Annotated in this window: 24 protein-coding genes and 1 tRNA gene; 10 read left to right on the forward strand and 15 right to left on the reverse strand. The window is 58.9% G+C overall.

The genetic code is table 11. The annotated features are described in order from the left end of the window. Positions 1-72 precede the first annotated feature (72 nt). The 4 genes from tilS to K0O24_RS10405 all read right to left on the reverse strand — a co-directional run bounded on the left by tilS (position 73) and on the right by K0O24_RS10405 (position 4,078). Positions 73-1,026, reverse strand: a complete 954-nt coding sequence (gene tilS, locus K0O24_RS10390; RefSeq protein WP_219892690.1) for a tRNA lysidine(34) synthetase TilS — start codon at positions 1,024-1,026, stop codon at positions 73-75. Further along, entirely contained in the window at positions 1,007-1,930 is a 924-nt protein-coding gene (locus tag K0O24_RS10395) for a tol-pal system YbgF family protein (RefSeq protein WP_219892691.1), read from the reverse strand. Before K0O24_RS10395 ends, tilS begins: the two co-directional genes overlap by 20 nt. Before the next feature lie 66 nt (positions 1,931-1,996). Further along, the gene (locus K0O24_RS10400; RefSeq protein ID WP_219892692.1) at positions 1,997-2,986 is read right to left on the reverse strand and encodes a helix-turn-helix domain-containing protein; all 990 of its coding nucleotides are present in this window, start codon (positions 2,984-2,986) and stop codon (positions 1,997-1,999) included. A 210-nt stretch (positions 2,987-3,196) separates the two neighbouring features. Further along, positions 3,197-4,078 (reverse strand): LysR family transcriptional regulator, encoded by an 882-nt coding sequence (locus tag K0O24_RS10405; protein ID WP_219892693.1) that lies wholly within the window; start codon positions 4,076-4,078, stop codon positions 3,197-3,199. Positions 4,079-4,185: 107 nt separating this feature from the next. Here K0O24_RS10405 and K0O24_RS10410 point away from each other — a divergent pair, with 107 nt between their 5' ends. The 8 genes from K0O24_RS10410 to K0O24_RS10445 are packed head-to-tail and all read left to right on the forward strand — an operon-like array spanning position 4,186 to position 12,210. After that, on the forward strand, positions 4,186-5,682 hold the full coding sequence (locus K0O24_RS10410) for a CoA-acylating methylmalonate-semialdehyde dehydrogenase (RefSeq protein ID WP_219892694.1): 1,497 nt from the start codon (positions 4,186-4,188) through the stop codon (positions 5,680-5,682). A gap of 12 nt (positions 5,683-5,694) precedes the next feature. Further along, a complete protein-coding gene (locus K0O24_RS10415; RefSeq protein ID WP_219892695.1) occupies positions 5,695-6,840 on the forward strand; it encodes an acyl-CoA dehydrogenase family protein in 1,146 nt (381 codons plus the stop codon). Beyond that, complete coding sequence (locus tag K0O24_RS10420; RefSeq protein WP_219892696.1) at positions 6,837-7,880, forward strand: enoyl-CoA hydratase/isomerase family protein; 1,044 nt, start codon at positions 6,837-6,839, stop codon at positions 7,878-7,880. The genes K0O24_RS10415 and K0O24_RS10420 overlap by 4 nt, the downstream gene beginning before the upstream one ends. Continuing rightward, positions 7,877-8,650 (forward strand): enoyl-CoA hydratase, encoded by a 774-nt coding sequence (locus tag K0O24_RS10425; RefSeq protein WP_219892697.1) that lies wholly within the window; start codon positions 7,877-7,879, stop codon positions 8,648-8,650. The genes K0O24_RS10420 and K0O24_RS10425 overlap by 4 nt, the downstream gene beginning before the upstream one ends. Continuing rightward, positions 8,647-9,522, forward strand: coding sequence for a 3-hydroxyisobutyrate dehydrogenase (mmsB, locus tag K0O24_RS10430; RefSeq protein WP_219892698.1), 876 nt, complete (start codon positions 8,647-8,649; stop codon positions 9,520-9,522). Before K0O24_RS10425 ends, mmsB begins: the two co-directional genes overlap by 4 nt. A gap of 20 nt (positions 9,523-9,542) precedes the next feature. Continuing rightward, complete coding sequence (locus K0O24_RS10435) at positions 9,543-10,343, forward strand: crotonase/enoyl-CoA hydratase family protein (protein ID WP_219892699.1); 801 nt, start codon at positions 9,543-9,545, stop codon at positions 10,341-10,343. Then, positions 10,340-11,491 (forward strand): acyl-CoA dehydrogenase family protein, encoded by a 1,152-nt coding sequence (locus K0O24_RS10440; protein WP_219892700.1) that lies wholly within the window; start codon positions 10,340-10,342, stop codon positions 11,489-11,491. Before K0O24_RS10435 ends, K0O24_RS10440 begins: the two co-directional genes overlap by 4 nt. Beyond that, positions 11,491-12,210, forward strand: a complete 720-nt coding sequence (locus K0O24_RS10445) for an acyl-CoA dehydrogenase family protein (protein WP_219892701.1) — start codon at positions 11,491-11,493, stop codon at positions 12,208-12,210. The genes K0O24_RS10440 and K0O24_RS10445 overlap by 1 nt, the downstream gene beginning before the upstream one ends. 13 nt (positions 12,211-12,223) lie before the next feature. On the opposite strand, the gene K0O24_RS10450 is transcribed toward K0O24_RS10445, so the two are convergent. From K0O24_RS10450 to K0O24_RS10460, 3 genes are read right to left on the reverse strand one after another with little or no spacing between them, the layout of a single operon-like run. After that, the gene (locus K0O24_RS10450; protein ID WP_219892702.1) at positions 12,224-13,087 is read right to left on the reverse strand and encodes a hypothetical protein; all 864 of its coding nucleotides are present in this window, start codon (positions 13,085-13,087) and stop codon (positions 12,224-12,226) included. Next, positions 13,084-14,073, reverse strand: coding sequence for an NADPH:quinone oxidoreductase family protein (locus tag K0O24_RS10455; RefSeq protein ID WP_219892703.1), 990 nt, complete (start codon positions 14,071-14,073; stop codon positions 13,084-13,086). Before K0O24_RS10455 ends, K0O24_RS10450 begins: the two co-directional genes overlap by 4 nt. After that, positions 14,070-15,386 (reverse strand): replication-associated recombination protein A, encoded by a 1,317-nt coding sequence (locus K0O24_RS10460; RefSeq protein ID WP_219892704.1) that lies wholly within the window; start codon positions 15,384-15,386, stop codon positions 14,070-14,072. The genes K0O24_RS10455 and K0O24_RS10460 overlap by 4 nt, the downstream gene beginning before the upstream one ends. A 101-nt stretch (positions 15,387-15,487) precedes the next feature. Here K0O24_RS10460 and K0O24_RS10465 point away from each other — a divergent pair, with 101 nt between their 5' ends. Then, a complete protein-coding gene (locus K0O24_RS10465; protein ID WP_246610949.1) occupies positions 15,488-16,063 on the forward strand; it encodes a PadR family transcriptional regulator in 576 nt (191 codons plus the stop codon). A gap of 12 nt (positions 16,064-16,075) precedes the next feature. Here K0O24_RS10465 and K0O24_RS10470 read toward each other — a convergent pair whose 3' ends face one another. The 6 genes from K0O24_RS10470 to K0O24_RS10495 form a co-directional block, all read right to left on the reverse strand. After that, entirely contained in the window at positions 16,076-17,227 is a 1,152-nt protein-coding gene (locus K0O24_RS10470) for a glycosyltransferase family 4 protein (RefSeq protein ID WP_219895587.1), read from the reverse strand. A 25-nt stretch (positions 17,228-17,252) separates the two neighbouring features. After that, on the reverse strand, positions 17,253-17,945 hold the full coding sequence (locus K0O24_RS10475) for an endonuclease/exonuclease/phosphatase family protein (protein WP_219892705.1): 693 nt from the start codon (positions 17,943-17,945) through the stop codon (positions 17,253-17,255). A gap of 21 nt (positions 17,946-17,966) precedes the next feature. Then, complete coding sequence (locus K0O24_RS10480) at positions 17,967-23,054, reverse strand: DUF11 domain-containing protein (protein WP_219892706.1); 5,088 nt, start codon at positions 23,052-23,054, stop codon at positions 17,967-17,969. Between the two features lie 61 nt (positions 23,055-23,115). Then, positions 23,116-24,189: a DUF11 domain-containing protein gene (locus K0O24_RS10485; protein ID WP_219892707.1), complete on the reverse strand. Its 1,074-nt coding sequence runs from the start codon at positions 24,187-24,189 to the stop codon at positions 23,116-23,118. A 70-nt stretch (positions 24,190-24,259) separates the two neighbouring features. Next, a complete protein-coding gene (locus K0O24_RS10490) occupies positions 24,260-24,718 on the reverse strand; it encodes a hypothetical protein (RefSeq protein ID WP_246610950.1) in 459 nt (152 codons plus the stop codon). Next, entirely contained in the window at positions 24,718-25,728 is a 1,011-nt protein-coding gene (locus tag K0O24_RS10495) for a hypothetical protein (RefSeq protein WP_219892708.1), read from the reverse strand. Before K0O24_RS10495 ends, K0O24_RS10490 begins: the two co-directional genes overlap by 1 nt. Positions 25,729-26,012: 284 nt before the next feature. Here K0O24_RS10495 and K0O24_RS10500 point away from each other — a divergent pair. Then, a tRNA-Asp gene (locus K0O24_RS10500) sits at positions 26,013-26,089 on the forward strand. A 20-nt stretch (positions 26,090-26,109) separates the two neighbouring features. On the opposite strand, the gene K0O24_RS10505 is transcribed toward K0O24_RS10500, so the two are convergent. Next, positions 26,110-26,334: a DUF2842 domain-containing protein gene (locus K0O24_RS10505; protein WP_219892709.1), complete on the reverse strand. Its 225-nt coding sequence runs from the start codon at positions 26,332-26,334 to the stop codon at positions 26,110-26,112. Then, complete coding sequence (locus K0O24_RS10510; protein WP_219892710.1) at positions 26,334-26,909, reverse strand: 5-formyltetrahydrofolate cyclo-ligase; 576 nt, start codon at positions 26,907-26,909, stop codon at positions 26,334-26,336. Before K0O24_RS10510 ends, K0O24_RS10505 begins: the two co-directional genes overlap by 1 nt. Positions 26,910-26,988: the final 79 nt, after the last annotated feature.

Raw genomic sequence — 26,988 nt, forward strand, 5'->3', positions numbered from 1 at the left:
GTCAAAACACCTTTCTGGACCCCTAGATAGGGCACAATTGGTGAATAACAATGCAACGAAATGGTGAATTGGTCAGTTTTTGCGGCGAGGCGGAGCAAGGGTGAATTCCCATGAATCAGGTGTGGCCCGGACGGTCAGCCTGCCAATGCTGGCTTTGCCGCCAGTCCGAAGTTTTTCAGAAAGGCGCTGGACGTCAGGCCCGTTCTCCCGCCAGCTCCCGTCAAGTGCTCGAATGCAGCGAATGAGCAGGCGTCTCTGCAATTCCAACGGGAGCGACAAGGGATCGTTCAGCACAATGGACTCGTCCATTTGACTCACGCGCTCGGCAAATAGCCGGTCCGCCATCCAGCCCAGCGCCGCATCACTTTCGGTCAACGCCGTCGCGCTGCGAGCCATGGCGACGGGATCAAGCCAGCCTGCGCCCATTATGGCTTTTCTGATCCGCACACGATCGTATCGATCATCTTTGTTCGTAGGATCGAGAACAGGCGAAATTCCGGCCAGCCGTACTATTTCGGCGAGCTCATATCGTCGCCAATTAAGCAGGGGGCGAACAATGCGGCCATTTATTGCGCGTACACCGGACAGTCCTCCCGTTCCCGCACCTCGATTGAGACGCATGAGCAATGTTTCAGCCTGATCATCGGCATGGTGAGCAGTCAGGATTGCATCCAAGCCATTCTGTTCAGCCCATAGATCCAGAAGCACGTAACGCTCTGCGCGCGCAGCGGACTGGATTGAGCCTGTAATCTGCTTTGCGGGGGTGAGCGTTGCGTGCGGAATCCCAAGAGAAGCGCAAATCTTGCCGACATAGTCTGCTTCTGCCCGGCTTTCGGCGCGAAGCTGGTGATCGACTGTGGCAGCATGGCATTGGCCAGGAAAGGCGCAATTACTCAGGAGGAGCAGCGCAAGGCTGTCTGGTCCGCCCGAAACTGCGACACCCAGCCTCGCACCATCTGCGGGAATCAGCTTTTGAAGGTCGCCTCTAAACCGTTCTACCGCTGCCTCAGGCAGCGCATTTTGCATCGGTTTTGCCTTTGGCGACTTTGGACTTCAGGTCCGCGCTGGCCTTGTCTGAATAAACGTCATCAAATTCCTTGTAGACCTTGCAGGCATCCGCCGGCTTTTTCAATTTGGTCAGGGCAACGCCGAGCCAGTAGAGGCTCTCGGAAGCACGTTCGCCGCGGGGCATCTTCTGGTAATTGTCGTAGAAGGCGACAGATGCCAGGGCCGGCTTGCCTTCATCGAGATAGGCGCGTCCGAGCAGATTTTGTGCATAGCTGGCGCGCTTATGGGTCGGATATTTCGCAACAAATTCCTTCAGCTTCATTTGGGCTTCCGGGTAGAGCTTTGCCGACCACAGGCGGAAGCCATAGGTATAGGCATCTTCGATCGCGTCACCTGTGGCCGGAATTTCAACGGCGGCAATTGCGGCTTTCCGGTCAGGATCAACTTTTGCGACGGCAGCAGCCGGCTTCGCTGCCCCGCCAGGCTTTGGCGCCGTCGTCGCGGGTTTGATCGAGGCAGCAGGTGCCGTGCTGTTTGCGTTCGTGTCAGCAGCAACAGTGCCCGCGCTCTCAAGGGCCTTCAGACGTGCATCATAAGCGCCGAGTGCCTCTTCGAGCTTTTTGACTCGATTGCCGCTCGTTTCCACCTGGCCCGTTAAAGTCTGCAATTGGGACTCCAAGGCATCGACCCGCGCCGTCAGATCTGCAACGGGAGAGGTTGCGGGGCTTCCTGCGGCCGCAGCGGGTGTTCCATTGCCAATTTCTGGCTCAATTGCGACGCCGTTGGGAAAAACCTTGCGCTGGACCGCTGTCATTTCCTTTTCCAGCTTTCCGACGCGTTGAACAAGCGGGTCGGATTGCGCAATGACGGGGCCAGTTGCGACACTGGCTAGCAATAGCGTGGCGAATGTGAATTTACGCATCGCGGTTCCTCTGTCCTGACATTCTATGCTTGCCGAACAAGCTTGTGGCGCACCACAATGCTGCGATCAAGGCTGTGGTTGGGTTGGTGTGGCTGTGTTTGACGGTGCCACCGTCTCTGAAGCCGACGGTGCTGCATTGGTCGTGGTGACCGGAGCAGGGGCCGGAGGCCTTGGCTGGGCAACCCGAGCGGGAGCTTCGCTCTTTTCCAAGGCTTGCTTCTTGTCGGGCACGGGCTTGGGCTTTGCTTGTTGCAGCGGCTCTGCGCCCGTGGATGCGACTGGCGTTTCGACAGCGGCGGCGGATCTCGCCATGAGAGCAGCAGCGCTAATCCCGACGTCTTTTAGAGTGCGCTCTGCGGGCCCCAGTGTCGGCACTGCCGATCCATTGATCGTGACGGCAATAAGTTGGGCGCGTCCTGTGCGGATCATCGGATTATTGGCATCTGCGGGAACAACATACCGCTCTCCCTTTGCCATTTCCTTCTCGAGAAGAACCTTGTCGGATGCGTCATAGATGCGGACCCAAACTGGCTCCAATGCCGTGAGGACGACTTCGCTGCTTGTGCTTGGCGCTGTCACTGCAGTTGGCCTGGGAGGCGGAGCAGTAGCAACAACCGGCGCAGGGGCCACATCCGGCCCACTGAGCAGCATGGACCGCCAGACACCGTAGCCAATCGCAAGCAACACGGCGACTGCGGCCGCGGTCCAAGCGAGGGTGCGCGACGGAATGCGCGCCGGGTCCGCATCATCATAGTCCTGCAATTCGGTGCGATATCCTCGGCCATCCTGGCCCAACTCTATCCGCAATTGCTGGGAGAGCGCCTTTTCATCTTCACCGACGGCCCGTGCGTAGGCTTTGACGAAACCGACGCAATACGTGGATGATGGAAATGAGGAATAGTCTCCCGCTTCAATTGCCTGCAAATGGCGGAGCGGAATACGGGTTCGACTGGCCACATCTGAAAGATCAAGGCCCGCTCGTGTACGCGCGGCGCGAAGCCTGTCACCCGCCCGCTCGGGAAAGAGCGCCTGTTCTTCTTCGGCAGAGTCGACCACTATTTTTTTATCTCCCGATCGGTCGCATAGACTGATCGACGCGTATGTCTCAATGCAGACATATTCTGTCAACGATGGATTGGCAAATAGTGGCCACTATTCGAGACTTAGGCGACGTGCCGGTTATCTCGTCGGACAAGTCGGGATTCGGCATCAGCCTGTCGGGCCAAATCAAGCATGAGAAATGAACGAACAGAGCACTTCGATACCTCACTGCATTGCCACCTCGCGCGGCACAATTTCCTTCAGCCAGTCAACCACCGCTGCGACCCGTGCAATTCTTCGCGAGTCCTGATGGACGACCATCCAGAAGCTGCGGGTGATTTCTGCACTGGATTCGAGGATCCGAACCAAGTCCGGATCTCTCAGGCCAATGAAGAGGGGCAGGACACCGATGCCGCTTGAAGCATGGATCATGGCATGCTGTACGTTGATGCTCGAACTACTCAAGCTTGTCTCAAGCTTATTCCCGATCTCGGCAAGGTAACGCAATTCATCCGAATAGATGAAGTCCGGGGCATAGCCGATAATCGGATGCTGGCTGAGCGCCTCGCCAGATTGGGGTATTCCGTTTCTCTGCGCATAGTCCTTTGAAGCGAACAATCCCAACCTGTAGTCAGAAAGCTTGCTCGCGATCAGATGGCCACGTGCGGGCCTTGCAAGAGTGATGGCCAAGTCTGCCTCTCGCTTGGATGGGTTGAGAAAGCCGTTGGTTGTAACAAGCTCGAGCGAGATTTCGGGGTGCAACTCCCTGAAGCTGGGCATGTTGCGCGCAACAATCCATGTGGCAAGCCCTTCGGACATGCTGATCCGCACCAGACCTTTGAGGCGGCTTCGCTCCCCCGTCAGCGTGCCGGTCGCCACTCCAATCGCATGTTCCACAGCCTCGGCCTGCACCAGCAGTTTCTGGCCATGGCTTGAGAGGACCAGCCCAGAGGAATTCGATTCGAAAAGGCTGCTTTTCAAGTCACCCGAAAGCCGATCGAGCCTACGGCTGACCGTTGTCGCATCGATTCCGAGCTTGCGCGCGGCGTCGGAAACTGTCCTTGATCGCGCTGCGGCGAGGAAGATTCTCAAATCATCCCAGTGCATGTTCGTTCCAACTGCAAAATTGCAGGACGTCACTGCAATTTTTGCGTATTGAATGCAAATATACTGCTTCGCTAAGGGCCGGCAGCATCCATAAGGAGTCCATTGTCATGCGGCAGATTGATCATTTCATTTCAGGTGGTGCCGGTTCGGCATCCAAGCGCTTCGGCGATGTCTTCGATCCCAACAACGGAACTGTGCAGGCGCAAGTCGCCCTGGGCGATGCAGCCGTTCTTGAGCGCGCGGTGCAAGCGGCACTTGCTGCGCAGCCGGCCTGGGCCGCAACCAACCCTCAACGGCGCGCTCGGGTGATGTTCAACTTCAAGGCCTTGGTCGAGGCAAACATGGATGAGCTGGCGAACATGCTTTCCAGCGAGCACGGCAAGGTTATCGCTGACTCCAAGGGCGATATACAGCGCGGTCTTGAAGTTATCGAATTCTGCTGCGGGATTCCGCATGTGCTCAAGGGTGAGTACACCCAGGGCGCAGGCCCGGGCATCGATGTCTATTCGATGCGCCAGCCGCTTGGCATTGGTGCGGGCATCACGCCGTTCAACTTCCCGGCCATGATCCCGCTCTGGATGTCGGGTGTCGCGATTGCGACCGGCAATGCGTTTATCATCAAACCGTCCGAACGCGACCCGTCAGTGCCAGTTCGGCTCGCGGAGCTTTTTATCGAAGCCGGTTTGCCTGAAGGCATTTGCCAGGTTGTCCAGGGCGACAAGGAAATGGTCGACGCAATACTGGATCATCCCGCCATCAGCGCTGTCAGTTTTGTCGGCTCTTCCGACATTGCCCATTATGTCTATCAGCGCGGTGTTGCGGCCGGAAAGCGCGTCCAGGCGATGGGCGGCGCGAAGAACCACGGCATTGTCATGCCCGATGCCGACCTCGACCAGGTGGTGAATGATCTTGCGGGCGCTGCCTTCGGTTCGGCTGGCGAACGCTGCATGGCGCTTCCCGTTGTCGTTCCGGTAGGAGACGAAACCGCAGACCGTCTGAAGGCGAAGCTAATTCCAGCGATCGAGGCTCTGAAGGTTGGCATCTCGACCGACACCGAAGCGCATTATGGACCTGTCGTCACGGCAGCGCACAAGGCGAAGGTGGAAGGCTGGATTCAGACCTGCATCAATGAGGGTGCGGAACTGGTGGTAGATGGTCGCGGCTTCAAACTGCAGGGCCATGAAGAAGGGTTCTTCATCGGGCCGACCCTGTTTGATCGCGTCACGACCGACATGTCATCCTATAAGGAAGAGATCTTCGGCCCTGTGCTGCAGATGGTTCGCGCACCCGATTTCGAGACTGCGCTCTCGCTTCCGTCGAAGCATCAATATGGCAATGGCGTCGCGATCTTCACGCGCAACGGACATGCGGCGCGCGAATTTGCCGCACGGGTCAATGTTGGCATGGTCGGCATCAACGTGCCGATCCCTGTGCCGGTTGCCTATCACACATTCGGCGGGTGGAAGCGTTCGGCGTTTGGCGACACCAATCAGCACGGCATGGAAGGTGTGAAGTTCTGGACAAAGGTCAAGACAATCACGGCACGCTGGCCGGATGGATCCCCGGATGGTGGCAATGCATTTGTGATTCCGACGATGGGGTGACATGGGGTGACCATGACCAATCAATTCGACCTTACCGAAGACCAGCTTGCGATCCAGGACATGGCGCGCAAGTTCACGGCGGACAACATCACGCCTTTTGCCTCCGAGTGGGATGAAAAGCATATTTTCCCCCGCGATACGATCAAGGCCGCGGCTGAGCTTGGCTTTGCCTCGATCTATGTTTCGGAGGAATCTGGTGGCATCGGCCTCGGACGGCTCGAAGCGGCGCTGATCATGGAGGCGATGGCCTATGGCTGTCCGTCGACGAGCGCCTTCATTTCGATCCACAATATGTCCGCCTGGATGATCGACAGGTTTGGCTCTGACACGGTCAAGGCAAAATATCTGCCGGGACTCGTGAATATGGACCAGATCGCGTCCTATTGTCTGACCGAGCCGTCCTCCGGTTCCGATGCCTCCGCGCTGAAAACCAAGGCTGTCCGCGACGGAAGCCATTATGTCGTCAGCGGGTCCAAAGCCTTTATCTCGGGTGGCGGTGCAAACGAAGTCTATGTCACCATGGTCCGCACCGGCGAAGATGGGCCAAAGGGCATTTCCTGCCTCGTCATTGAAAAGGATATGGACGGTGTCAGCTTTGGAGCCAATGAGCGTAAGCTCGGCTGGCATTCGCAGCCAACGGCACAGGTCAATTTCGACGCTGTGCGTGTTCCTGTGGATAACCTTGTGGGCGGAGAGGGGGAAGGTTTCCGTATCGCAATGATGGGGCTCGATGGTGGGCGGCTTAACATCGGGGCCTGCTCGCTCGGTGGGGCGCAACGTTGCCTTGATGAAGCCATCAAATACACAAAGGAACGCCAGCAGTTCGGTAAGCCAATTGCAGACTTCCAGAATACGCAGTTCATGCTTGCCGATATGGCCACAGACCTCGAAGCGTCTCGCGCCCTGCTTTACATGGCGGCTTGCAAAGTCACGGCAAATGCCCCCGACAAGACGAAATTCGCGGCGATGGCGAAGCGGCTGGCAACAGACAATGGCTCGAAGATCGTCAATGATGCGCTGCAACTTCACGGTGGATACGGCTATTTGCAGGATTATCCTATTGAGCGCTTTTTCCGGGACCTTCGCGTCCACCAGATTCTCGAAGGGACCAATCAGGTCATGCGGATGATCGTGGGACGGGAGCTGACGCGCCAATGACCCTGGACATCCTCGCGCAGGTCGAAGGCAAGGCTGGGCGGATCAGCCTGAACCGGCCTGCCGCGCTTCACGCGCTCAATATCGATATGGTTCATGAAATGACCGCCCAGCTTCTCGCATGGAGATCCGACCGGCAGGTCGCCTGCGTCATGATCGATCATTCGGAAGGGCGGGGCTTCTGTGCAGGCGGGGATATTCGCTTCCTTCAGGAATCGGCATTGAAAGATGGCGTCGAAGGGCGCCGATTCTTTCACGACGAATATCAGCTCAACCATTTGCTGTTCGAATATGAAAAGCCGGTCATTGCCTTCATGGACGGGATCACAATGGGCGGCGGCGTTGGCATTTCACAGCCCGCCAAATTCCGCATCGCGACAGAGAATACCCGATTTGCAATGCCGGAAACCGGAATTGGGCTTTTTCCCGATGTTGGCGGCGGATGGCATCTCTCACGGCTCGAAGGGCGTCTTGGGCGATTCCTCGCCTTGACCGGCGCGCGGCTCGACGGGGCCGAATGCCTCGCCATCGGGCTGGCGACCCACTACCTGGCCGCAGAATCTCTCGGAGAAGCCAAGTCCCGCATTGCAGAAGATCCGGACCGCATCGAGGGCATATTGGGCCAATTGTCTGTGAAGCCACCGGAAGCCCGGATTGTCGAAAATATCGCGACAATCAACCGGCTATTCGCGTCAGATCGTTACGAGGATATTCTTGCAGCACTCGAGGCCGATGGGTCCGAATGGGCGGCCAAGGAACTCGCAACGCTTTCAACCAAGTCTCCCCAGACCTGCAAGGTCGCTCTGCGGCAATTGGCTGAAGGCGCAAAAATGGCGTCATTTGCTGACAACATGGTCATGGAATTTCGGATCGGATCGCGGGTGCTGGTGCGTCACGATTTCATTGAAGGTGTGCGGGCCGTGATTGTGGACAAGGACAATGCCCCCAAGTGGGATCCGTCCACACCTGAAGGTGTGACCGACGCCTTGCTGGATGAAATTTTTGCGCCGTTGCCAGCGGAAGAGGAGTGGAAGCCACTATGAGTTATGAAACGATTCTCGTTGAGCAGAAGGGCGCAGTCACGCTCATCACGCTCAATCGTCCGCAGGCGCTGAATGCCCTCAACAGCCAGGTGCTGGCTGAACTTATCGACGCCTTTGGCGCGTTCGATGCCGATGATAGTCAGCGATGTGCAATTCTGACCGGTTCGGAAAAGGCCTTCGCTGCCGGCGCCGACATCAAGGAGATGCAGAGCCAATCCTTTGCGGACATGTACGGCGGCAATTTCTTTGCCGGTTACGACCGCGTGACGGCGACCCGGAAACCCTGGATTGCTGCCGTGTCTGGCTTTGCGTTGGGCGGTGGCTGCGAATTGGCGATGATGGCGGACTTCATCATCGCGGGTGACAATGCCAAGTTTGGCCAGCCGGAGATCAAGCTTGCCGTGACGCCGGGCATGGGTGGTTCGCAACGCCTGACGCGTGCGATCGGCAAGGCAAAATCGATGGAAATGTGCCTGACCGGCCGGATGATGGATGCGGCTGAAGCGGAGCGTTCGGGCCTAGTCGCCCGCGTCGTGCCGACTGCCGATTTGATTGCAGAAGCCTTGAAGACAGCCGAGGTCGTTGCTTCAATGGCGCCACTGGCGACAATAGCGACGAAGGAAATGGTCAACGCCGCTTATGAGATGACTCTGCAACAGGGCGTGGTCTTCGAACGTCGTCTGTTCCACGGATTGTTTGGCAGCGAAGACCAGAAAGAAGGCATGGCCGCCTTTATTGAAAAGCGGCCTGGGAATTGGACAGGCAAATGAGCACAATTGCATTTATCGGCCTCGGCAACATGGGCGGCGGCATGGCGGCCAACCTTGTAAAGGCAGGCCATAGCGTCAACGCGTTCGATCTCGTCGAATCCGCTCTTTCACGAGCGGCGGAGAACGGATGCAAGACCTTCTCCAATGTCCGCGAGGCAGTCGCAGGGGTCGATGCCGTCGTCACAATGCTGCCCAACGGCAAGATCGTCGAGACTGTGTATGAGAATGATGTGATTGGTCATGCGCCATCCAATGCAATTCTGCTTGATTGCTCGACAATTGACGTCGCAACCGCGCGCAAGGTCAGCGCAGATGCCGCCGCAAAGGGCTATGACATGGTGGATGCTCCGGTTTCAGGCGGCATCGCTGCTGCCAATGGCGGAACGCTGACCTTCATGGTTGGCGGCACCGAAAAATCCTTTGCGCGCGCCGAACCGATCCTTGCCAAAATGGGCAAGGCCGTGATTCATGCTGGCGAAAGCGGGGCAGGGCAGGCCGCAAAGATCTGCAACAACATGCTGCTCGGAGCGTCCATGATCGCGACCTGCGAGGCCTTTGAACTCGCACGCAAGCTCGGGCTCGATCTGCAGACGTTCTTTGACATTTCATCAAAGGCATCGGGTCAGAACTGGTCCATGACGAGCTACTGCCCCGTTCCGGGTGTCGGCCCGCAGACGCCGGCGGACAATGGCTATCAGGGCGGATTTGCCACGGCCCTGATGCTCAAGGACCTGAAACTGGCCATGGAAGCGGCGCAATCGGTTGACGCAGACGTGCCCATGGGCCATCGCGCAGCCGAACTCTATCAGGCGTTCGCGGACGCCGGATCGGGTGGGCTGGACTTCTCGGCCATCATCAAGACCCTGGAATAGGGCAGGCAAGGAGGCCAGATTTGACGTCACCCCTTCTGATCGAGCGGCAGGGCGCGGTCCTTACGGTCACACTCAACCAGCCGGAGCGGCGAAATCCCATTTCGGACCAGGTCATGGTCGAAGCGTTGCTTGCCGCAATGCAGGATGCGGATGCAGACATTGGCGTTCGGGCTGTCATCCTGACTGGCGCTGGGTCTGCCTTCTCCTCAGGTGGCGACCTCAAGCAGATGAAGGCAGGGTCGGGCCTGCGCGCCCAATTGCCGGCACAAACCCGTCGCAACTACAAAACCGGAATCCAGCGACTGCCGCTTGCCTTTCAAGCGCTTGAAGTGCCCGTGATTGCTGCGGTCAACGGCCCCGCGATCGGGGCTGGCCTCGACCTGGCGACAATGTGCGACATCCGCATTGCGGGTGAGAGCGCAAAATTCGCCGAGAGTTTTGTCAAGGTCGGCATTGTTCCGGGAGATGGCGGCGCTTGGCTATTGCCGCGCATTGTAGGATTTTCTCGGGCGACGGAACTGGCATTGACCGGCGAGATGTTCGACGCGCAAACAGCTTTGGCCTATGGCCTTGTCTCGCACGTGGTGCCTGATGATCAGCTCCTGACCAAGGCAATGGACATTGCGCTCAAGATTGCGGCCAATCCGCCCCACGCCGTCCGGATGACGAAAAGGCTCCTGCGCGAGGGGCAGACGGCGACGCTTGCCAACATCCTTGAAATGTCAGCGGCGATGCAATCGCTTGCACACGCAACGAAAGACAATGACGAAGCGATCGACGCGTTCATTGAAAAGCGCGCACCGGTCTTTCGCGGCGAATGAACTTCGACCATCTGACCTTGTCCGAAATCCCCGCAACGGATGAGGAGTTGCGTCCGGCGATTAGAGAACTCATCACAGCGCATATCGGTAGTATGCCGCTTCACAAGCGGGCGCGAACGTGGATGGGCGGCGATGCGGTTTTCAGCCGCGCCATGGGTAAGGCGGGATTTCTCGGCCTCACCCTGCCAAGGAAATACGGCGGTGCCGAGCGCGGCCCCCTCGCGCGCTTTGTCGTGGTCGAGGAGCTTTTGTGCGCAGGGGCGCCAGTCGGCATGCACTGGATCGCGGACCGTCAGAGCGCTCTTGTCATTCTCAAGTTCGGAACAGAGGCCCAGCGCGAAAAATATCTTCCCAGAATCTGCCGCGGAGAGATGTATTTCTGCATCGGCATGAGCGAGCCTGGATCGGGTTCGGATCTTGCGTCAGTCCGGTCGCGGGCCGAGCGAACAGAAAATGGTTGGCGGCTGAATGGGCAGAAGGTGTGGACATCAGGCGCTCACCATGCCCATTACATGATTGCGCTGGTCCGGACGTCGGGCGAACCTGCAGATCGGAACCAGGGCCTTTCGCAATTGCTCGTCGATTTGAAGGCTCCCGGCGTTACGATCCGCCCCGTGCCCGATCTCAACGGCGATCATGATTTCAACGAAGTCTTTTTTGACAATGTGGAGCTTCCTCACGATGCGCTGCTGGGCGAAGAAGGGGCGGGTTGGTCTCAGGTCACGGCAGAGCTGGCTTACGAGCGGAGCGGGCCTGAGCGGATTTATTCCAGCGCCGTCCTCCTCGATGCCTGGATCCAGCATGTCGCGCGGCAACCGCAGTGTGAAGCGCGCCAGCGGCTCATTGGGTCCCTGACGGCCCAGCTAGTGGTCCTTCGTGAATTGTCCGTGGCTGTGACGTCGCGCCTTGCGGCTGGCGAGCAGCCCGTGGTCGAGGCGTCGCTGGTCAAGGATCTTGGCGCGACGTTCGAGCAATCCGTGCCCACATTGATTGCGGATGATCTAGCCAGTCATCCCGAGGAATCGGTCGAACCCGAACTTTGGCACGCCATCATGACAGTGACGCATATTGCGCCTGCATTCTCCTTGCGCGGCGGGACCCGCGAAATCCTGCGCGGGATCATTGCGCGCGGAATGGGGCTTCGCTGATGGATGAGCTGCTCGGGCCATTTGAACAAATGCTCGCTTCTGTCGCGGGGCGGAGCGTGGACTCTGCCGCTCAATGGAAAGCAATCGAAGAGTCAGGTTATCTTGATGCGCTCGTGCCCGAAGTGTCTGGCGGAGCTGGACTGTCTCTGTCTGACGTCGAACCGCTGATCCGCGCCACAGGCCGATTCGCGATTGCGGCACCGGTCGCGGAAACGATGGCCAGAAGAGCCTTGGGCGTCGATATACTGGAACGTCCGCTATCAGCTATCCTCGCAGTCGCCGAAATCGCGGGCCTTGCCGAGAAAATTCTCGAGATGAGCCTGTCCTACGCCAATGATCGCGTACAATTCGGAAAGCCGATCGGGAAATTGCAGGTTATCCAGCAACAACTTGCGGTGATGGGCGAACAGGTCCTGATGACCCGGATGGCTTCGCAGATCGGTTGCGCCCAAGGGCTTGCACCGTCGCCCGAAGTCGCAGCTGTTTCGAAGCAAGTTGCGAGCGCGACAGTTCCTCAGATTGCGTCAATTGCACATGCAGTGCACGGCGCAATCGGGATCACTGAAGAGTTTGACCTCCAACGCTATACGCGCCGGCTGCATGCCCTGCGTCTTGCGCACGGTTCCGAGGGTTATTGGGCGAATTTTGTCGGCAAAGCCCGTCTTCAGTCAGACAGGCAATCGAGCGTCGAATTCATTCTTTCGCTCCGAAAATCCTGACCCTGGCGCGCAGCTAGACTACGCCAAAAGTCCATCCTTCGGTCTCAGCCACGGATTCAAGTCCGGTTGGAACCCAGATCGCCTCGGAATGAGCAACCGCGCGAAGCCAAGCAGCAGTCAGGATCGCATCGGTCGCATGGTCTGAGTAATGCGTCATGGGTTCATGATGGCTACTGCCCAGGGCGTGGAGAGCAACGTCAAGCGCGTGCCCGTCACGGATTTTGCTCCGCCCCTTGGGGATGCGTGCTGCCCGTGCCGCAAGGCTGGTATAGATTTCCACAATGACCGAGCCTGTCTTGGGCAGTGGATCGAATGGCCAGATGGGGACGGCACCGCCAATCCGGTGCAACATGCGCATCGCAGTCAGGCTCGACTTTCCAACCTGCGCCGCACCAACGAGATTGAAGCAGCTATAGGGCGAAAGCTGAAAGTCGCGCTGACGATGCTCGACAAGGCGAAAGCGTCCGGGTCCGGTCCCGAAGCGGTCTCCTGTTCCCTTGCCCTGCCGGCGAAAATAGCGGCTGGCCACCCCGTGAGAAACGAAGCTGTTGACCGATAGGTAGGGATCGGATGCGCTGAGCCGTTCCACGAACTGCCAAAGCGCACGCGCATTGCTGGGACTTTCCTCCCAACTGGGAAAATAGGCACCGCCATCGATGAAGGGCAGGCCGGGCGACACGTCAAAGCCGATGATTGTGTCAGAGGGCATTTCGCGCAACACCCAGTCGAGCACATCCTCCCTTGACCAGATATGGCCGGGGCGAACGAGCCGGGGGGCGTCCTTGCCCGGCGTGCAGATCGCGATGGCAATGCCGCGTTGCCTCGGCCCAGCCGCGCCAGACCAGTCAACCACGGCAAAATGCTCGAAAGACCTCATGCCATTGTGATGACGGCCCGACCAATGACAGTTCGGGTCTCAAGCGCGCGAAGCGCATCTGCCGCGCTTTCCAGTTTGAACGTCTGGGAAATGTGAGGTCGCATTGCGCCTGTTGCCGCCAGTTCGCGCAGCGATGCTTGGGTGCGCAAGGCAAGATCAGAGTCGCGCCGACTCGCTTCTCCGGCACGCAGGCCGATCAGGCTATAGCCCTTGATGAGCGCATGGTTTGCCGGAAAACTGGGGATTTCGCCACTTGCAAAGCCCACGATGAGAAAGCGGCCGCCCCAGGCAATTGACCGCGTGGCCTTGATCGAAAGCGCCCCCCCGACAGGATCGAAAACAACATTCACGCCTTTGCCGCCGGTCAGCGCCTTGACCTGATCCGACAGGTCCTCTTCGGCAGGATCGAGAGCGTGATCCGCGCCCGCCGCCAAAATTGCATCGCGTTTAGCCTGGCTGGATCCAGTACCAATCACCGTTGCACCAATATGTTTGGCGAGCTTGACAGCCGCCATGCCAACACCGCCGCTGGCGCCCAGGATCAGTGCAGTTTCGCCCGCTTGCAGTCCGGCCTTGTCATGAAGGGCATGCCATGCCGTAACTGCAGCACTTCGCCAACAGGATCCCTCCTCGAAACTCAGCGCCGGTGGCAGCAGCATCAAAGCGCTACAAGGAACGACCAGCTGTTCGGCAAAGCAGCCACCCTTCGCGCCGGCCATTACGCGGTCCCCAACCTTTATGGCGGCCACCTCGGTGCCAGTCTCGATTACTTCGCCCGCTATTTCCATGCCCGGAATGAATGGTGGATCCGGGCGGAACTGGTACTTGCCGTAAGTCATCAGCAGGTCCGGGAAATTGACGCCAGCTGCTCGGGTGGCGATCCGAACTTCGTCCCGGTCGAGGGGGACTGATACGCGGTCCTGAATCTGAATGGAATCAGGGCCGGTCAGTGCAGTGCAGACAGCGGCGCGATACGGTCCACTCATGCGTTCTTCTCCCGCCTCAGCCGGTCCCAGTAGGCAATACGCTCTGCAATCTTGGCTTCAAAACCCCGCTCGACGGGGGTGTAGAAAGTCTGTGGCCCCATGTCGTCAGGCCAATAGTTTGCACCGCTGAAGCCATCTTTCGCATCGTGGTCATAGGCATAGCCCTTGCCATAGCCAATATCCTTCATCAGGCGTGTTGGTGCATTCAGGATATTGGCGGGAGGCATAAGCGACCCGGTTTCGCGAGCAGCCTTCCATGAAGCCTTCTGCGCGACATAGGCGGCGTTCGATTTGGGCGCTGTCGCCAGATACAAACATGCCTGAACGATGGCGAGCTCGCCCTCCGGGCTGCCAAGAAAGTCAAAGGCGTCCTTCGCCGCGAGGCACTGGACCAGGGCCTGCGGATCGGCAAGGCCGACATCTTCGCTCGCAAAGCGGACCAGGCGCCGCAAGACGTAAAGCGGCTCTTCGCCAGCTACGAGCATTCTGGCGAGATAGTAGAGCGCTGCTTGCGGATCGGAGCCGCGCAGTGCCTTGTGGAGGGCCGATATGAGATTGTAGTGCCCTTCGCGGTCCTTGTCATACACGGGCATGCGGCGATGCAGCAGGTCCGACAGCGTCGCAGGGGTCAGGGGTTCCGGAACGTCGATTGAAAACAGCGTTTCAACCTGGTTGAGCAGGAATCGCCCGTCCCCATCAGCACTGGCGATCAGGGCGGCGCGAGCGTCCGTCGTCAGGGGGAGGGGGCGCTGCTCAAGCGCTTCTGCTCGTGCCAGCAGCGATTCGAGGGCTATGGCGTCAAGACGGTGAAGGATCAGGACCTGTGCACGGCTAAGCAGCGCGGCATTCAGTTCGAAGCTCGGGTTTTCAGTGGTCGCACCGATCAGGGTAATCGTGCCATCTTCGACAAAGGGCAGGAAACTGTCTTGTTGCGACCGATTGAAACGATGAATTTCATCAACGAAGAGCAAAGTGCGTTGGCCTGCCTGGGCATGCTCGCGAGCCACAGCAAAAAGCTTCTTCAGGTCTGCAACGCCCGACAGGACTGCTGAAATGGCTTCGAAGCGGAGCCCGACTGCATCGGCGAGCAGGCGGGCCATTGTCGTCTTGCCCGTGCCAGGCGGACCCCACAAGATGATTGAGGCGAGTTTGCCTGCGGCCACCATGCGCCCGATTGCACCTTCCGGCCCGGTCAAATGGTCTTGGCCGACAATTTCCCCCAAGGCGCGGGGGCGCAGCCGTTCGGCCAACGGCGCACCTTTCAGCGGCACCTCGGCCGAGAGCGGCACAGCGTCAGGAAACAAGTCTGTCATGCTCGTTCCTATAGCTACTTGGTCGACATTGTGGAGCAGGTTGACAAAATATTCCTAAGATATATCTAAATAACACTAATAACATCAAAAGGAGAAAAATCATGTTCTATGCAAAAGCCATGCGGGCCTGCGGTCCGCGCGGATTTTATGCAATCTGGGGCCACCATGGTCGTCACGGATTTGGCGGTCGTCATGGCAGCGGGGAACGCGGAAGCCGGCGTCGCGTATTCGACTCGGGTGAGTTGCGGCTGGTTCTGCTCAAGCTCATCGAGGAAATGCCTCGCCATGGATATGATCTGATCCGCGAAATCGAGGATCGCACAAGCGGAGCCTATGCGCCCAGCCCCGGCGTTGTCTACCCGACCTTGACCTTGCTCCATGACATGGATCTGATTGAGGAAGAGAAATCGGAAGGCGCCCGCAAGCGCTATGCCATTACCCAGTCAGGCGCTGTCCATCTGACCGAAAAGACCGAAGAAGTCGAAGCCGCGATGGCCAAGCTGGCCGAAATGGGCGCACATCGTGAGCGGACCGAAGGCGCGCCAATACGGCGTGCCATGGGAAATCTTCGTCAGGTGCTCCAGCACCGTCTCGTGCGTGATGATGTAACGCCGGAAACCTTGCATGAAGTTGCTGCGCTGCTTGACGAGGTTTCGCAGAAGATCGAGCGTCTCTGAACCTGGTTCGCTCTAGTTCTGCCGAAGGCCGGGTTGCCGGAGATAGGTGTCGACCAGAGCCTGATTGACCTTGTCCCAGTCATATCGGGCGCTGGCCTCGACTCCAGCCTTGCCTTGTGCAATCCGCAGTGCTGAATCGGTGCAATAATCGCCAAGGGCATCAGCAAAAGTTGAAATGGCACCGGGCTTGATCAGCCGACCGGTCACGCGATCATCCACAATATTTTCGCTGCCTGTTGCCTTGGCTGCCACGACCGGAACACCGCATGCCATGGCTTCAAGGGTGACGTTTCCGAAGGCCTCGGTCACTGATGGATTAAACAATATGTCCATCGACGCCACCGCGCGACCCAGGTCATTCCCCCCCTGAAAGCCGGTAAAGACGGCATTGGGCAGCCTGTCCTGCAGCCAATCGCGTGCAGGGCCATCGCCAACCACAAGCACAGAATGCCGGATTTGCCTCCGCTTGAGCGTATCAACAGCATCCGAGAATACATCCAGACCCTTTTCCATGACGAGCCGGCCAAGAAACCCGATTACTGGGAGATCGGGCGCCAACCCGACTGATTGGCGCCAGTCCAGGTCCCTGCGGCCCGGGTTGAATATTTCGCGATCGATGCCACGCGTCCAAATGCCGATGTTGTAGCTCATCCGCTGCTCACGCAAGACTTGGGCCATCGATTCCGATGGAGCCACCACTGCATCACAGCGACGATAGAATCTGCGGAGGAGGGCTTCGATGGCGGGCTCCAGGAAAGCCAGTCCATAATAGCGAGGATAGGTTTCGAAGCGCGTATGCATTGACGCAACCACAGGGATATTCCGCTTTTTTGCGTATGTCACCGCGCTGTGGCCAAGAAAGTCTGGCGCTGACACGTGCACAAGATTTGGCGCAAACGCCGCAAGATCGCGCTTGATTGCACCACGCATGCCCAGCGCTATCCGATACTCGCCACGTCCGCCTGGAAACGGGAAAGACGGCACACTGACAAGGTCACCCGTAGGAGGAAACGCGGGGGTTTCCACTGTCGGAGAATATACGCGGACTGCTGCACCAGACCTGAGCAGATAGCCGACAAGCCGGTTGAGCGCCTGGTTCGCACCATCGCGGACGTAGTTGTAGTTCCCACTGAACAAGGCGATGCGAAGCGATGAAGCGTCCATCATGTGCTTAATAACGGGTTGGGGATCAGAATGCCAGTTCAGCCCAGACGGGCAAATGGTCGGACGCCCTTTTTGCCTGTGCTGTATTATGCGTGCCGGACCTGAGTATGCGCAGATCTTGGCCGACCATGATGCGGTCGAGCCTGGCGACGGGACGCTGCGAGTGGAAGCTGGGGCCCGTAAAGACTATTCGATAATCATGCAGGAACTCGACCAGGCAGCCGCGGTGGCGCGCCCATTCGTTGAGGTCGCCCATCAGGATTGTCGGCATTTTTTCTGGGCGCTGCAGCACCGCGTCCAGGATCGCGCGCACCTGCCGTTTGCGCCAAAGCCCGGACAGATCGAGATGCATACCGACAATCCGCAAATCCTGTTTGCCTACGCGGCATTCAACCAGAACCGCTCCGCGAGGTTCCAATGAAGGGATAATGAGAGGACGGCATTCCAGGACCTTGATGTGAGAGCGAACCAGCATCGCATTGCCATGCCACCCGATGCCTTCTTGACCGGTGCCGAAATGCACCGGTCGCAATTCTCCGTGATTGTCCAGAAGTTCGGGGGGCAAGGCAGATTTCCGAGCACCGAAACGCCGATCCGCTTCCTGAAGGGCAATGATATCGGCACCGACTTCGTCAATAACCGACAGGATTCGCTCAGGGCGCCTCAATCGGTCAGTACCGATGGCCTTGCGAATGTTGTAACTGGCAACCCGGATCACGAAGCTGCGTTAGCGACTTCCTCAGCGACGGCCAAGCCCGAGCGCAGAAAAGCTGTTCTGATCGAATTTCAACCTGACGGTCACGAACGGACCGCTGCGCGTGTAGCGGCTGGCTTCGAAGTCTCGATCGTGGAAACCGACAATGTTGTAGCCGACCGAGATATATGTATTGTTCATCGGCGATATTCCGATCGTGGGTCCCCCTGATCCTGCGTAAGATCGTCCCCCCGGATTTTGTCTGACCGTTCCGGAAACTCCGAAATCGAACATCTTGCCAAGGTCAAATCGGATATCTGCGCCGACGACGTTGCTCCAACCTTTGAGATCGTCCGCGCCGAACCGGTCAAACACGTAGCGCGTGCCCCAGAATGCAGAGATCTCGCTCCTGCCCAGATAGGTCCCGTCTTCGCGCTTCTGGGTCGGGGACCAGTTCAAGGAAAAGCTGTTCACGATACGGCGCGATGTGGCGTCACCATTGATCGTTAGCGCGGGCCCGCCGATTGGACCGGGCATCCCGGCAACGGCGCCTCGTGCTCGATCTTCGCGAAGCTCAAACTTTTCCAGAAAGGCAAACCGGCTGTCGTCAGGCCGATTGGCCCAACTGAGGGCGATCGCGCGAGCGTCGGTCCGCGGTCCGCCCCTTTGCACAGCCCTGAACCAGGTCAAGGCCCCCCCGAACGCACGCCCTTCGCCGATCTGGCGCAAGCCCGACAAGGTCAGTCCATAGCGGTTGGTCAATTGCCCGTCGCGATATTCCGCACGTCCGGCGAGGCTCCAGCGTTCCCCACGGTAGGTTGCTCCTGCCGTGACGGCGGTGAAATCCTCAGTCAACGAACCGTCTGACCCCACAAACCCGCCTGATGCGACGGGATGCAGCGGGTTGAGCACTCGCGCAGGATCAATGCCGCCCAATGTCTTGTTGCCATCCAGCGTCATGTCCACCGTCAGTGTCTTGCTGACAGGCAAAGACTGCGACAGTCCATAAGCAGCAAAACTGCGGGCTCCATATTCATTGCTTGCTTGCTGGTTTGCGTTGGCAACGAGTCGCGCCCCCGTCCAGGGTTTGAGGTCAAAGCCGATCCGTGCTGTCCGAGCGTTGATCGCATCGCCTTTGGCAATTTCATATGAGCCTACAAGTGTGACATCGTCCGTGACGGCAAAGCGCGCTGAAAACTTGTGTCGTGCGGGGAAGTCGATGCTTTCGTTCTTGCCCGCGACCGGCAATTCGGTCTGCCCGTCAAGCTCCAGCCTGTTTTCAAGGAACCTCTTTGTCACGCCAAACTGCGCGATGGTCGAGCTGGCCGTGCGACCATCATCCAGCCTGTCGCTTGCAACCGTCACCCCTGCGCGCAGATCGAGTCCATGCGTCCTGTATTCTGCCAGTGCACGTCCGGCGGACCGCTGTGCCGCGCTGCCGAGATAATTCTCGTTCCATGCGCTGCCAGTGATCGAAAGGTCCGGAGTGATCCGGATACGTCCATCAGCGCCGAATTTGCGGGTTCCGGCTTCAGAACCGTTGGTCTGACCGACGCCAAAGCCCGCTTGCTGTTCGCGGGCATAGGCGAGAAGGTCGACGGCCTTCCCGTGATGCTCGGCCTCAACGAGCCAGGCCGTTGCTGTTCCGCCTCCCGAATTTGGACTGGCAGCAGGCCCGCTTGAGTTACTTCCGGCAAATTCGGCGCGCACTTCGGTTGAGGCGTTGGGCGTATAGCGCATGTCAACACCGCCCATATTGGTCTTGGCGAGATCGCTCTCATCGTGGATGGCAGTTCCGCCTAGCGTCAGCGTTTTCGCATGATTGGTCCAGCTCGCGCGGCCACCGGCGTTGAGCACGCGTTGACCAACTCCGTCCACTTCATAGTCGACGACGATGAATTGAGGATCGAGCTGGGTTGATCGGCTGAGAATGGGTTCGCGAAAACGGAGCGTCCCGCCGACATAGTCGATATCATAGTCGATATGTCGCACGAGGGCGCGACTTTCCAGGATCCGATCCGAGCGCAGCCGGTCCCGTGTCTCGATCAGCACGCGTTCCGAGTTGGGCATGATGTCATGCGCCCCAAGTGCGTAAGGGCCGGTGAGGCCGTTGCCTTGAATCTCTTCGCGACGGTGGCGGTAGGGCGTATCTGCCGCAAAGGCAGTAGCGCGCACATGGTCATTGCCGAATTCGGCCTTCGCGCCGTTGAACGCGCGCTGATAGCGGGTCAGCTGCGGTTCATTGATCCCCGTCTCATAGTCGCCAAACAGGGCATAGAATTGTGGTCGCTCAAGCTTGAGATAAAGCTTTCGGACGGACGATGCGTCGTACCGGCGCTCGCTACGATCCGCGTAAATGGTGTAATAGGCCGTCGGATCAATTGTTCCGCCAAATCGTGACTCAGCTTTGTCCTTGTCGCTGTCAAAAGCCAGCGTCATCAGCCATTTGCCCTTGATCCGTCCCTTCGCATAGAGGGCAAGGCGAGCATCGCTGTACCAGTGTTGTCCGCTAGCCCCCAGAGTCTCGGCACGGCCCTTGAGTGTATTAAATCCTGCCGTTCCGGCAGCGAATCCGACGATTGTCCATGGTCTCTTGCCCGGCGTCAGCCAGGTCTGGATCGTCTGTTTGCGCGTAACGTCGCCGTCGCGGAAGGGCAGGGTAATCGACAGGCCCCCAGAGGCGGTTGTCGGCTCGAGCTCGACATAGGCGATGCCTTCGTCGCCTTCCACGTGCCAGACCGGGCGAGCTCTTTCGAGACCCGAAAGCTGGCGTGCTGCCTGCGCATCAGCTTCGACGGCTGGATAATAGGGTGCGGGCAGGCTGAAATCGCCAACCAGGCCATTGCGGACAGGGCGTCCGGCGCGATCGGTCATCCGCAGAGCTATGACCGGCCGTGTCACGCCGTCAGCGATCAGGACCGACTTTTCGGGAAGGAGCGTCGCATGCATGGCACTGTTGGCATAGTGAACCGTTCGGTGCAGCGTTTCGACAAGCGTACCGTTTGCATCGCGGACTTCGGCTGTGAAGGCGGTATCGCCATCCTTGAGTTCGACGGCGCGCCATTGACTTACGGCCAGGCTGCCCACGCCATTCTTTCGTGCGCCCTCGAATGCGAGATCATCCACCGGTTTGCCGTCAGCGAGAAGTCTGACGCTCTGGTCAGGAAGGTGCTTGATGACAATCCGCACAGCCTTGGTTCTGGGGTTGTGATCAGCAGAGGGAAATAGCCATCCGATCTCGGGCATCTGGCCCGAAAACCAGTCGCGATCAGCTCCTGCAGCATCGGCATCACTGCGAGGGGCAAGACGGCGCACGCTATTGGCCTGCTGGCGGGCAGTGTTCCGCCCGGATGTTGTCCGAAAGTCGACCCGCATCAGCGAGCCGCCGCGGCCATCGACGAAGCGCGAAATCGCACTCCCCGCCGAACGCGCGTTGTTGGCGCAATCCGCCGGAATCTGGTCGGACGGCAAGGATGACGGATCGATCTGGACAACATGCAGTCCCGGCACAACGCCTTCGAAATGATATCGTCCCTCAATGTCCGTAACGGCGTAGCTGCCGTCTTCCAGCATGACACGAACACCCGGAACGCCGTTCGCGGCATCCGGATCAACCATGCACCCGCCATCCGTGATCCTGCCGATAATGGTCATGCGATCGGTGATGCCGTCACGCAGGATGCGCACCGAGGCATCAGCTGTCGGGCTTTGGGCACCGCGATTGTCTCGCGCACTTGCCCGGTTGAGGGAAACCCCAGGTTTTGCATCTGGCCTGATCTCGAGAATATACGTCATGGTGCCATTGGAACCGGCCGCAAGCGGCGGCAGGGCCACGTTCAGGTTGCGACCGTCCGGTGATATCGCATAGGCTATCGTCGAGCCGTTGTAGCGAACGGAACCCTGTTTCAGGCGCATTTCGGCAGGCAGCATGTCGGTGACCGTAATTGCGCCGGTGGTACGTCCGGCATCAGCGTTTTGGACGATGATCCGATACTGCACGGGATCGCCCGGCACGGCTGTCGGGCTTGATGCGGACTTGCGGAGCAGCAGAGTACCGCCAGGCCTGTCTGCGGGAATGTCTATGCGGACCGGCGCCGGCGTGCTCAGGACAAAGACATTGCCATAGGATCCTGCCGACAATGCGAACGGTTGGCCGTCCGGACGACGCAGGCCCGCCAGATCGGCGGGCGTAGAGGTTGAGGGGACTGTATAGGGCGCCGGCGGCTGGACAAGCAGACGATAATTGCCCGGCTTGGCAAAGGGAAAGCGATAGTCGCCGGGCGGAAAAACATAGGCGTTGCCGCCGCCGTCAGTGACTGTCGAGCCTGTAACAATGGTGGAGGGAAAACTCGAGACTCCATCATCGCCGAAGACCTGCGCTGGCTGGCCGGTATCGGCATCGATCAATGTGACGCTGGTCCCGGCTACAGCCGATCCATCGCCACTGTCAAAAACCATACCGAAGGGATCGATCAGGACGTCGACTGCTGAAGTGGCAATCACCGTCCCAAGCGATGGCCGCACGCTGGTCAGAGTGACATGCGTTCCCGGCGCAATCGTGAGAACACAATCCCCCGAAACCGGAGTCGCGGGGTTCGCCGACGTGGGCACCAGCCCGACGAAGCGGCCGGTATTGGGTCCACTTTCCGTGAGAGTCAGGGTCTCGGAGTCTCCAGACGGAACCCTGATTTGAACAGTTATGGCTTCGGCAAGCGCAGGATCGAGATTGTCGGCGACGGAGTCGATCGCGACAACAACAGGAGCACCTGCACGTATCTGGGCTGTCTGCAGAACAGTTGCCGGTGCCAGGCTCATGCCGGAGAATGCGCCGTTCAACGTAACGGGCGTCGTTCCTGCGCTTCCCTGGCACAGGGTTGTCGGTACGCTGAGCTGCTGGGAGCCTTGCGCATTCTGCAGCTGATAGAATGTCTGGTTGGCAGGCGTGGGCAGGGGGTGTTCTACAACCAGACTAACCTGGTTCGAGTTTCGAACGATGCGGTTTGGTCCGGCATCCCATTGAATCGTTGCGATATTGGAAATGATCTGGGCGTGCGCTTCCGTCGCGGACATTCCAAACAGGAATGCCGCCATGGCGGCAAGGGCAGCCAGAAAATGGTTAATATCGCTCCGCATGGGGTTGCCGGGCGGCAGGCGATGGCGCTGTTGCGCAGTCGCCGCCGCTTAGCAGACCTGCCTAGTTGATCGTGACCTGGAAATAGAGCGTGCGGGTTGTGCCCGCAGCAACTGTTCCCAGAGTGCCACTGAGCGTGCCCGATGCCACCGATCCGCCTGCGGTGCCGTCAAGATTGCACGTGCCGGTGGGTGCTGACCCCGTGTAGGTGCCGTTCAGGAAACTGCTGGCGGCAACGAAGGTTGTCTGGGCCGGGAGCGGGTCGCTTATCGTCACGCTACTGGCAGACGCGCTGCCTGCGGCGTTCTGCACGACGATGCAATACTCCACCACGGCGCCCGGGATCAGTTTTGGGTTGGTCGAGCCATTCACCGGATCGGAAACTACCCGGCTCTGCTTTGTCACCGTCAGCGTTGGAGCAGACACCGTGTAGTCATCGTCATCACTGGCCTTGCCGTCGCGCGCTGCGTCGCCGGAAGCGGGACCCGCGGCGTCTGCAAAAACAGTGTCCATACCGGCAGTATTCGCGCCGGTTGTTTCGGCGATGACCGCACCCTGGCTGCCTGCGCTGCCGCCGGCTCGGGCCTGAGCGACCAACGTTACGCCGGCAACATCGGCATTTGCCCGCCCGAGCGGAACATTGCCGACAATGAAGACCGTGCGCGAGGCATCTGCTGCAACTTCGTCGAGGAAGGTCGCAGCCTGATCGGTCCCGGCATCATAGGTGCCGTTGCTGTTGGTATCGACAAACATGCTCAGCCCGGTCAGATCAAAATTGTCGGTGCCGCCGTGCGCTGCCGTCCCGCCGGAAAGCTGGGCCGCTGTCAACCCAAGGTCAATGGTATCGTTCGATGAATTGGTCACGGTGAAGCTTGTGACCTGTGCCGAAGATCCCGGCACGACAGTCGTTGTCGCAGACCCGACTTCGGCAACGGTCAAGGTGATCTTGCGGTCAACCGTGATGTTGTTCGACGCGTTGATGGACGTCTGGGCCACGCCGCCAACCTGGTAGTTCAGGGTGGCAGTGTTTGTGATGGTGGAACCTGCTGCCGTTCCCGCAGCAAGTGCTGGAGTCGCGCCGAGAACACCAGCCGTCAACCCGCTGGCGACGGCCAATTGTCTGATAATCTTGCTCATTTCTTCCGTTCCTGTCTTTACGGATGTGCCTTTTGCCCCTGCCGCCGGCACATGAAGGCGGGTCGAATGTTCAGCGGACGATGCCGCGGAAGCTCAATTTTCCGAATGCTCCTGCCGGTATGGCCTGTTTCAGGACCCACCTCAGATGCGTGACGTCCTCCAGACGAGCGTTGCGCGTATGGCCATCGGGTTCGACAACCCTGAGTGTGGAGAGCGTTCCCCAGTTCTTGCCACCGTCGATCGAAACCTGTGCGCTTTCGGCCCCTCCCTGGAAGGCAACTGCCGGCGGGAGAGGATTGGTCACAATGAAGTCGCTGGCGGGAAGATTTCCCGCGTTGCGATAATTCAGGATGAAGACGAGCTTGTCGCCTGGCATGACGCTCTTCGGTTCCTCAAGAACAATGCGGCTGCGCCCGGCGTCATCTGCCACGGCCTTTTCGACAAAGACCATGCTGGAAAGGGTGACGTTGTTGGACGCCCACACCGTGCTCGGAAGCAAAATTGCCAAAAGTGCGAGAATTGCGCGCATCAGTTTATCCTTACCTTGAAAGAGACTGTCCTTGTTTGCCCTCCGGCTACTGATCCCAGCTGCACGGAAACGGCGTTGCCGGAGAAAGCTCCGGCATCGGCATCGGTTGCGTCCGTCATTCCATTGCCCTGAAAGGTCAGTGATCCGGGCTGGTAGGTCGTGTTGGCGGGAATGGTGTCGCCGACCGTCAGATTGGCGAGCGTGCCAGTGCCTGACACGGTCGCGACAAGCGTATAGGTGACAATCGAACCCGGTAAGGACCTGGTGCCGCCGAACGGATCCAGCACAGTAGCGCTCTTGAAGAACGTCATGGTTGCATTTTGCACCACATACGTGCCTCGATCCGTGCCGTCAGCACCTGTGCTGCCGACAACTGCATCGCCTCCGCCTTGCCCCTGACCGGCAAAGACGGTGCCTGCAACGCCGCTGCCGGTCCGTGCCGAGGCGGTCAGGTCGAGAAACCCGCGATCAAGATCAACGCTTCCACCTGGTATGGTGGAGAGGACGAAGACGCGTTGTGACTGATCGGGCGCCAAGGTGAGCGCGTTTGAGCCGTTTGTGTAAACGGTATCGACACCCGCATCATACACGCCATTGTTGTTCGCATCGATCACGATGGACGTTGTCGTCGGGTCGAACTGGTCGCCTCCGATCGCTGTTGTCGCGTTCAAATCAAAGGCTTCGGATCCATTTCCGGTATTTGTGACCGTGAAACTCAGGACCTGGCCTGTCGCACCCGGCGCAACCGAGACGGGGCCGGGGTCGGCTGTGGCAACCGTGACATCGAGCAATTCGTCGACTTTGATATCGACCTGGTTGGAATTGGCTGTCTGGGCGTTGCCGCCAGGGTCAGTAAAACTTGCAGTGGCGGTGTTGCTTATGGTCGTGCCGGCGGCTGTTCCCGCAGCAGACGCCGACGAAGAATAGCCTATGGTTGCTGATGCAATGGCGAATGGCAGCACGCGCCAAAACTGCACATGCAAGATCGACCATCTGTACGCGGTAATCATGCAGATTCCGAAAATTGTTGTCCCCACGCAACTCAATGCACATGGAACGTCAAAGATTTGGTTAATGCGGCCTTGGTGATGTTTGAGGCCGTTTTGGTCGCTGGAAGCGGCAGAAATCCTTCGTTTTCCTGGAACCGCAATTAACCGGCCGCGCGGCGCACTGCAGTTTTTTTGACGCCCGGATTAAGGAATTTTGACGCTTGGCAGGATTGGCAGACCCCTTTTCCCACCCCGCCTTGACAGCAATTGCCGTGACGCCTAACAGCCGCGCCTCAACACCATACGCGGGTGTAGCTCAGTTGGTTAGAGCGCCGGCCTGTCACGCCGGAGGTCGCGGGTTCGAGCCCCGTCACTCGCGCCATTTCCCAAATTACTGCAGGCTTATGGCTGCTCTGGCGGGCGGCGGAAGCGTCCTGTTTCCATCCAGGAAAGCAGCGGCTTCAAAGGGGCGATCCAGAGGATGCCGCAAATCACATAGACCAGACCCTGCAGAAGGGCTGGAAGCTGGGCTATTTCCGCCGAGAAACTGCCAACCAACACTGCCACGGCCGTGATGATGCCAAGAATAGCCAACATGCCTGCGGGTTTGCGCCAACTGGGTTTCATCAGGCACCGATGCGCGAATGAGGCGCCGTGATCCACTCTTTTTCCGTAAGAACTGCGTCAAGGGGCATGTCCCAGGGATCAGGCACGAGACCGTCGCACTCCTGAATCGACCAGGCGATGCCAATTCGCAGGCTGTCTGGCAGCGCGGCAAAGGAGCGGTCATAATAGCCTGCGCCCTGGCCAAGCCGGTTGAGCGCACGGTCGAAGCCGACAAGTGGCGTCAGAATCAAATCCGGACTACAGGCCTCAGCTGACGGCAAGGGCTGCAAGAAACCAAAATCGGCTTGTTCCATGGGGTCTCCAGGGTGCCACTTGCGGAACACCAGATCGGTCGCTCGTCCAACCAGGCAGGGCAGGGCGATCGTTCGGCCCATGTCCACTGCAGCGGAGATCAGGTCCGAAGGGTCAATCTCTGATCCGAGCTTGACATAGCCTGCCACGACATTGGCCGATCGGAACAGGCTCTTGAGAGGATCTGGCAGGCCCAACGAGACGCCAGGCCCATTTAGCTGTGATTTTACAAATTCTTCCCGACGCTTTCTTATATCCGTTCTGAGTCTTTTCTTGTCGGTCACAAAGGGACTTTCTTGAGGTTGGCGGAACCACCTTGGCCGTTTGCCGGAATATCCTCTGACGCCGTAAACGTCAGGTGGG

Origin of the sequence: Aquisediminimonas profunda (assembly GCF_019443285.1) — a bacterium.
Taxonomy (GTDB): Bacteria; Pseudomonadota; Alphaproteobacteria; order Sphingomonadales; family Sphingomonadaceae; genus Aquisediminimonas; species Aquisediminimonas profunda.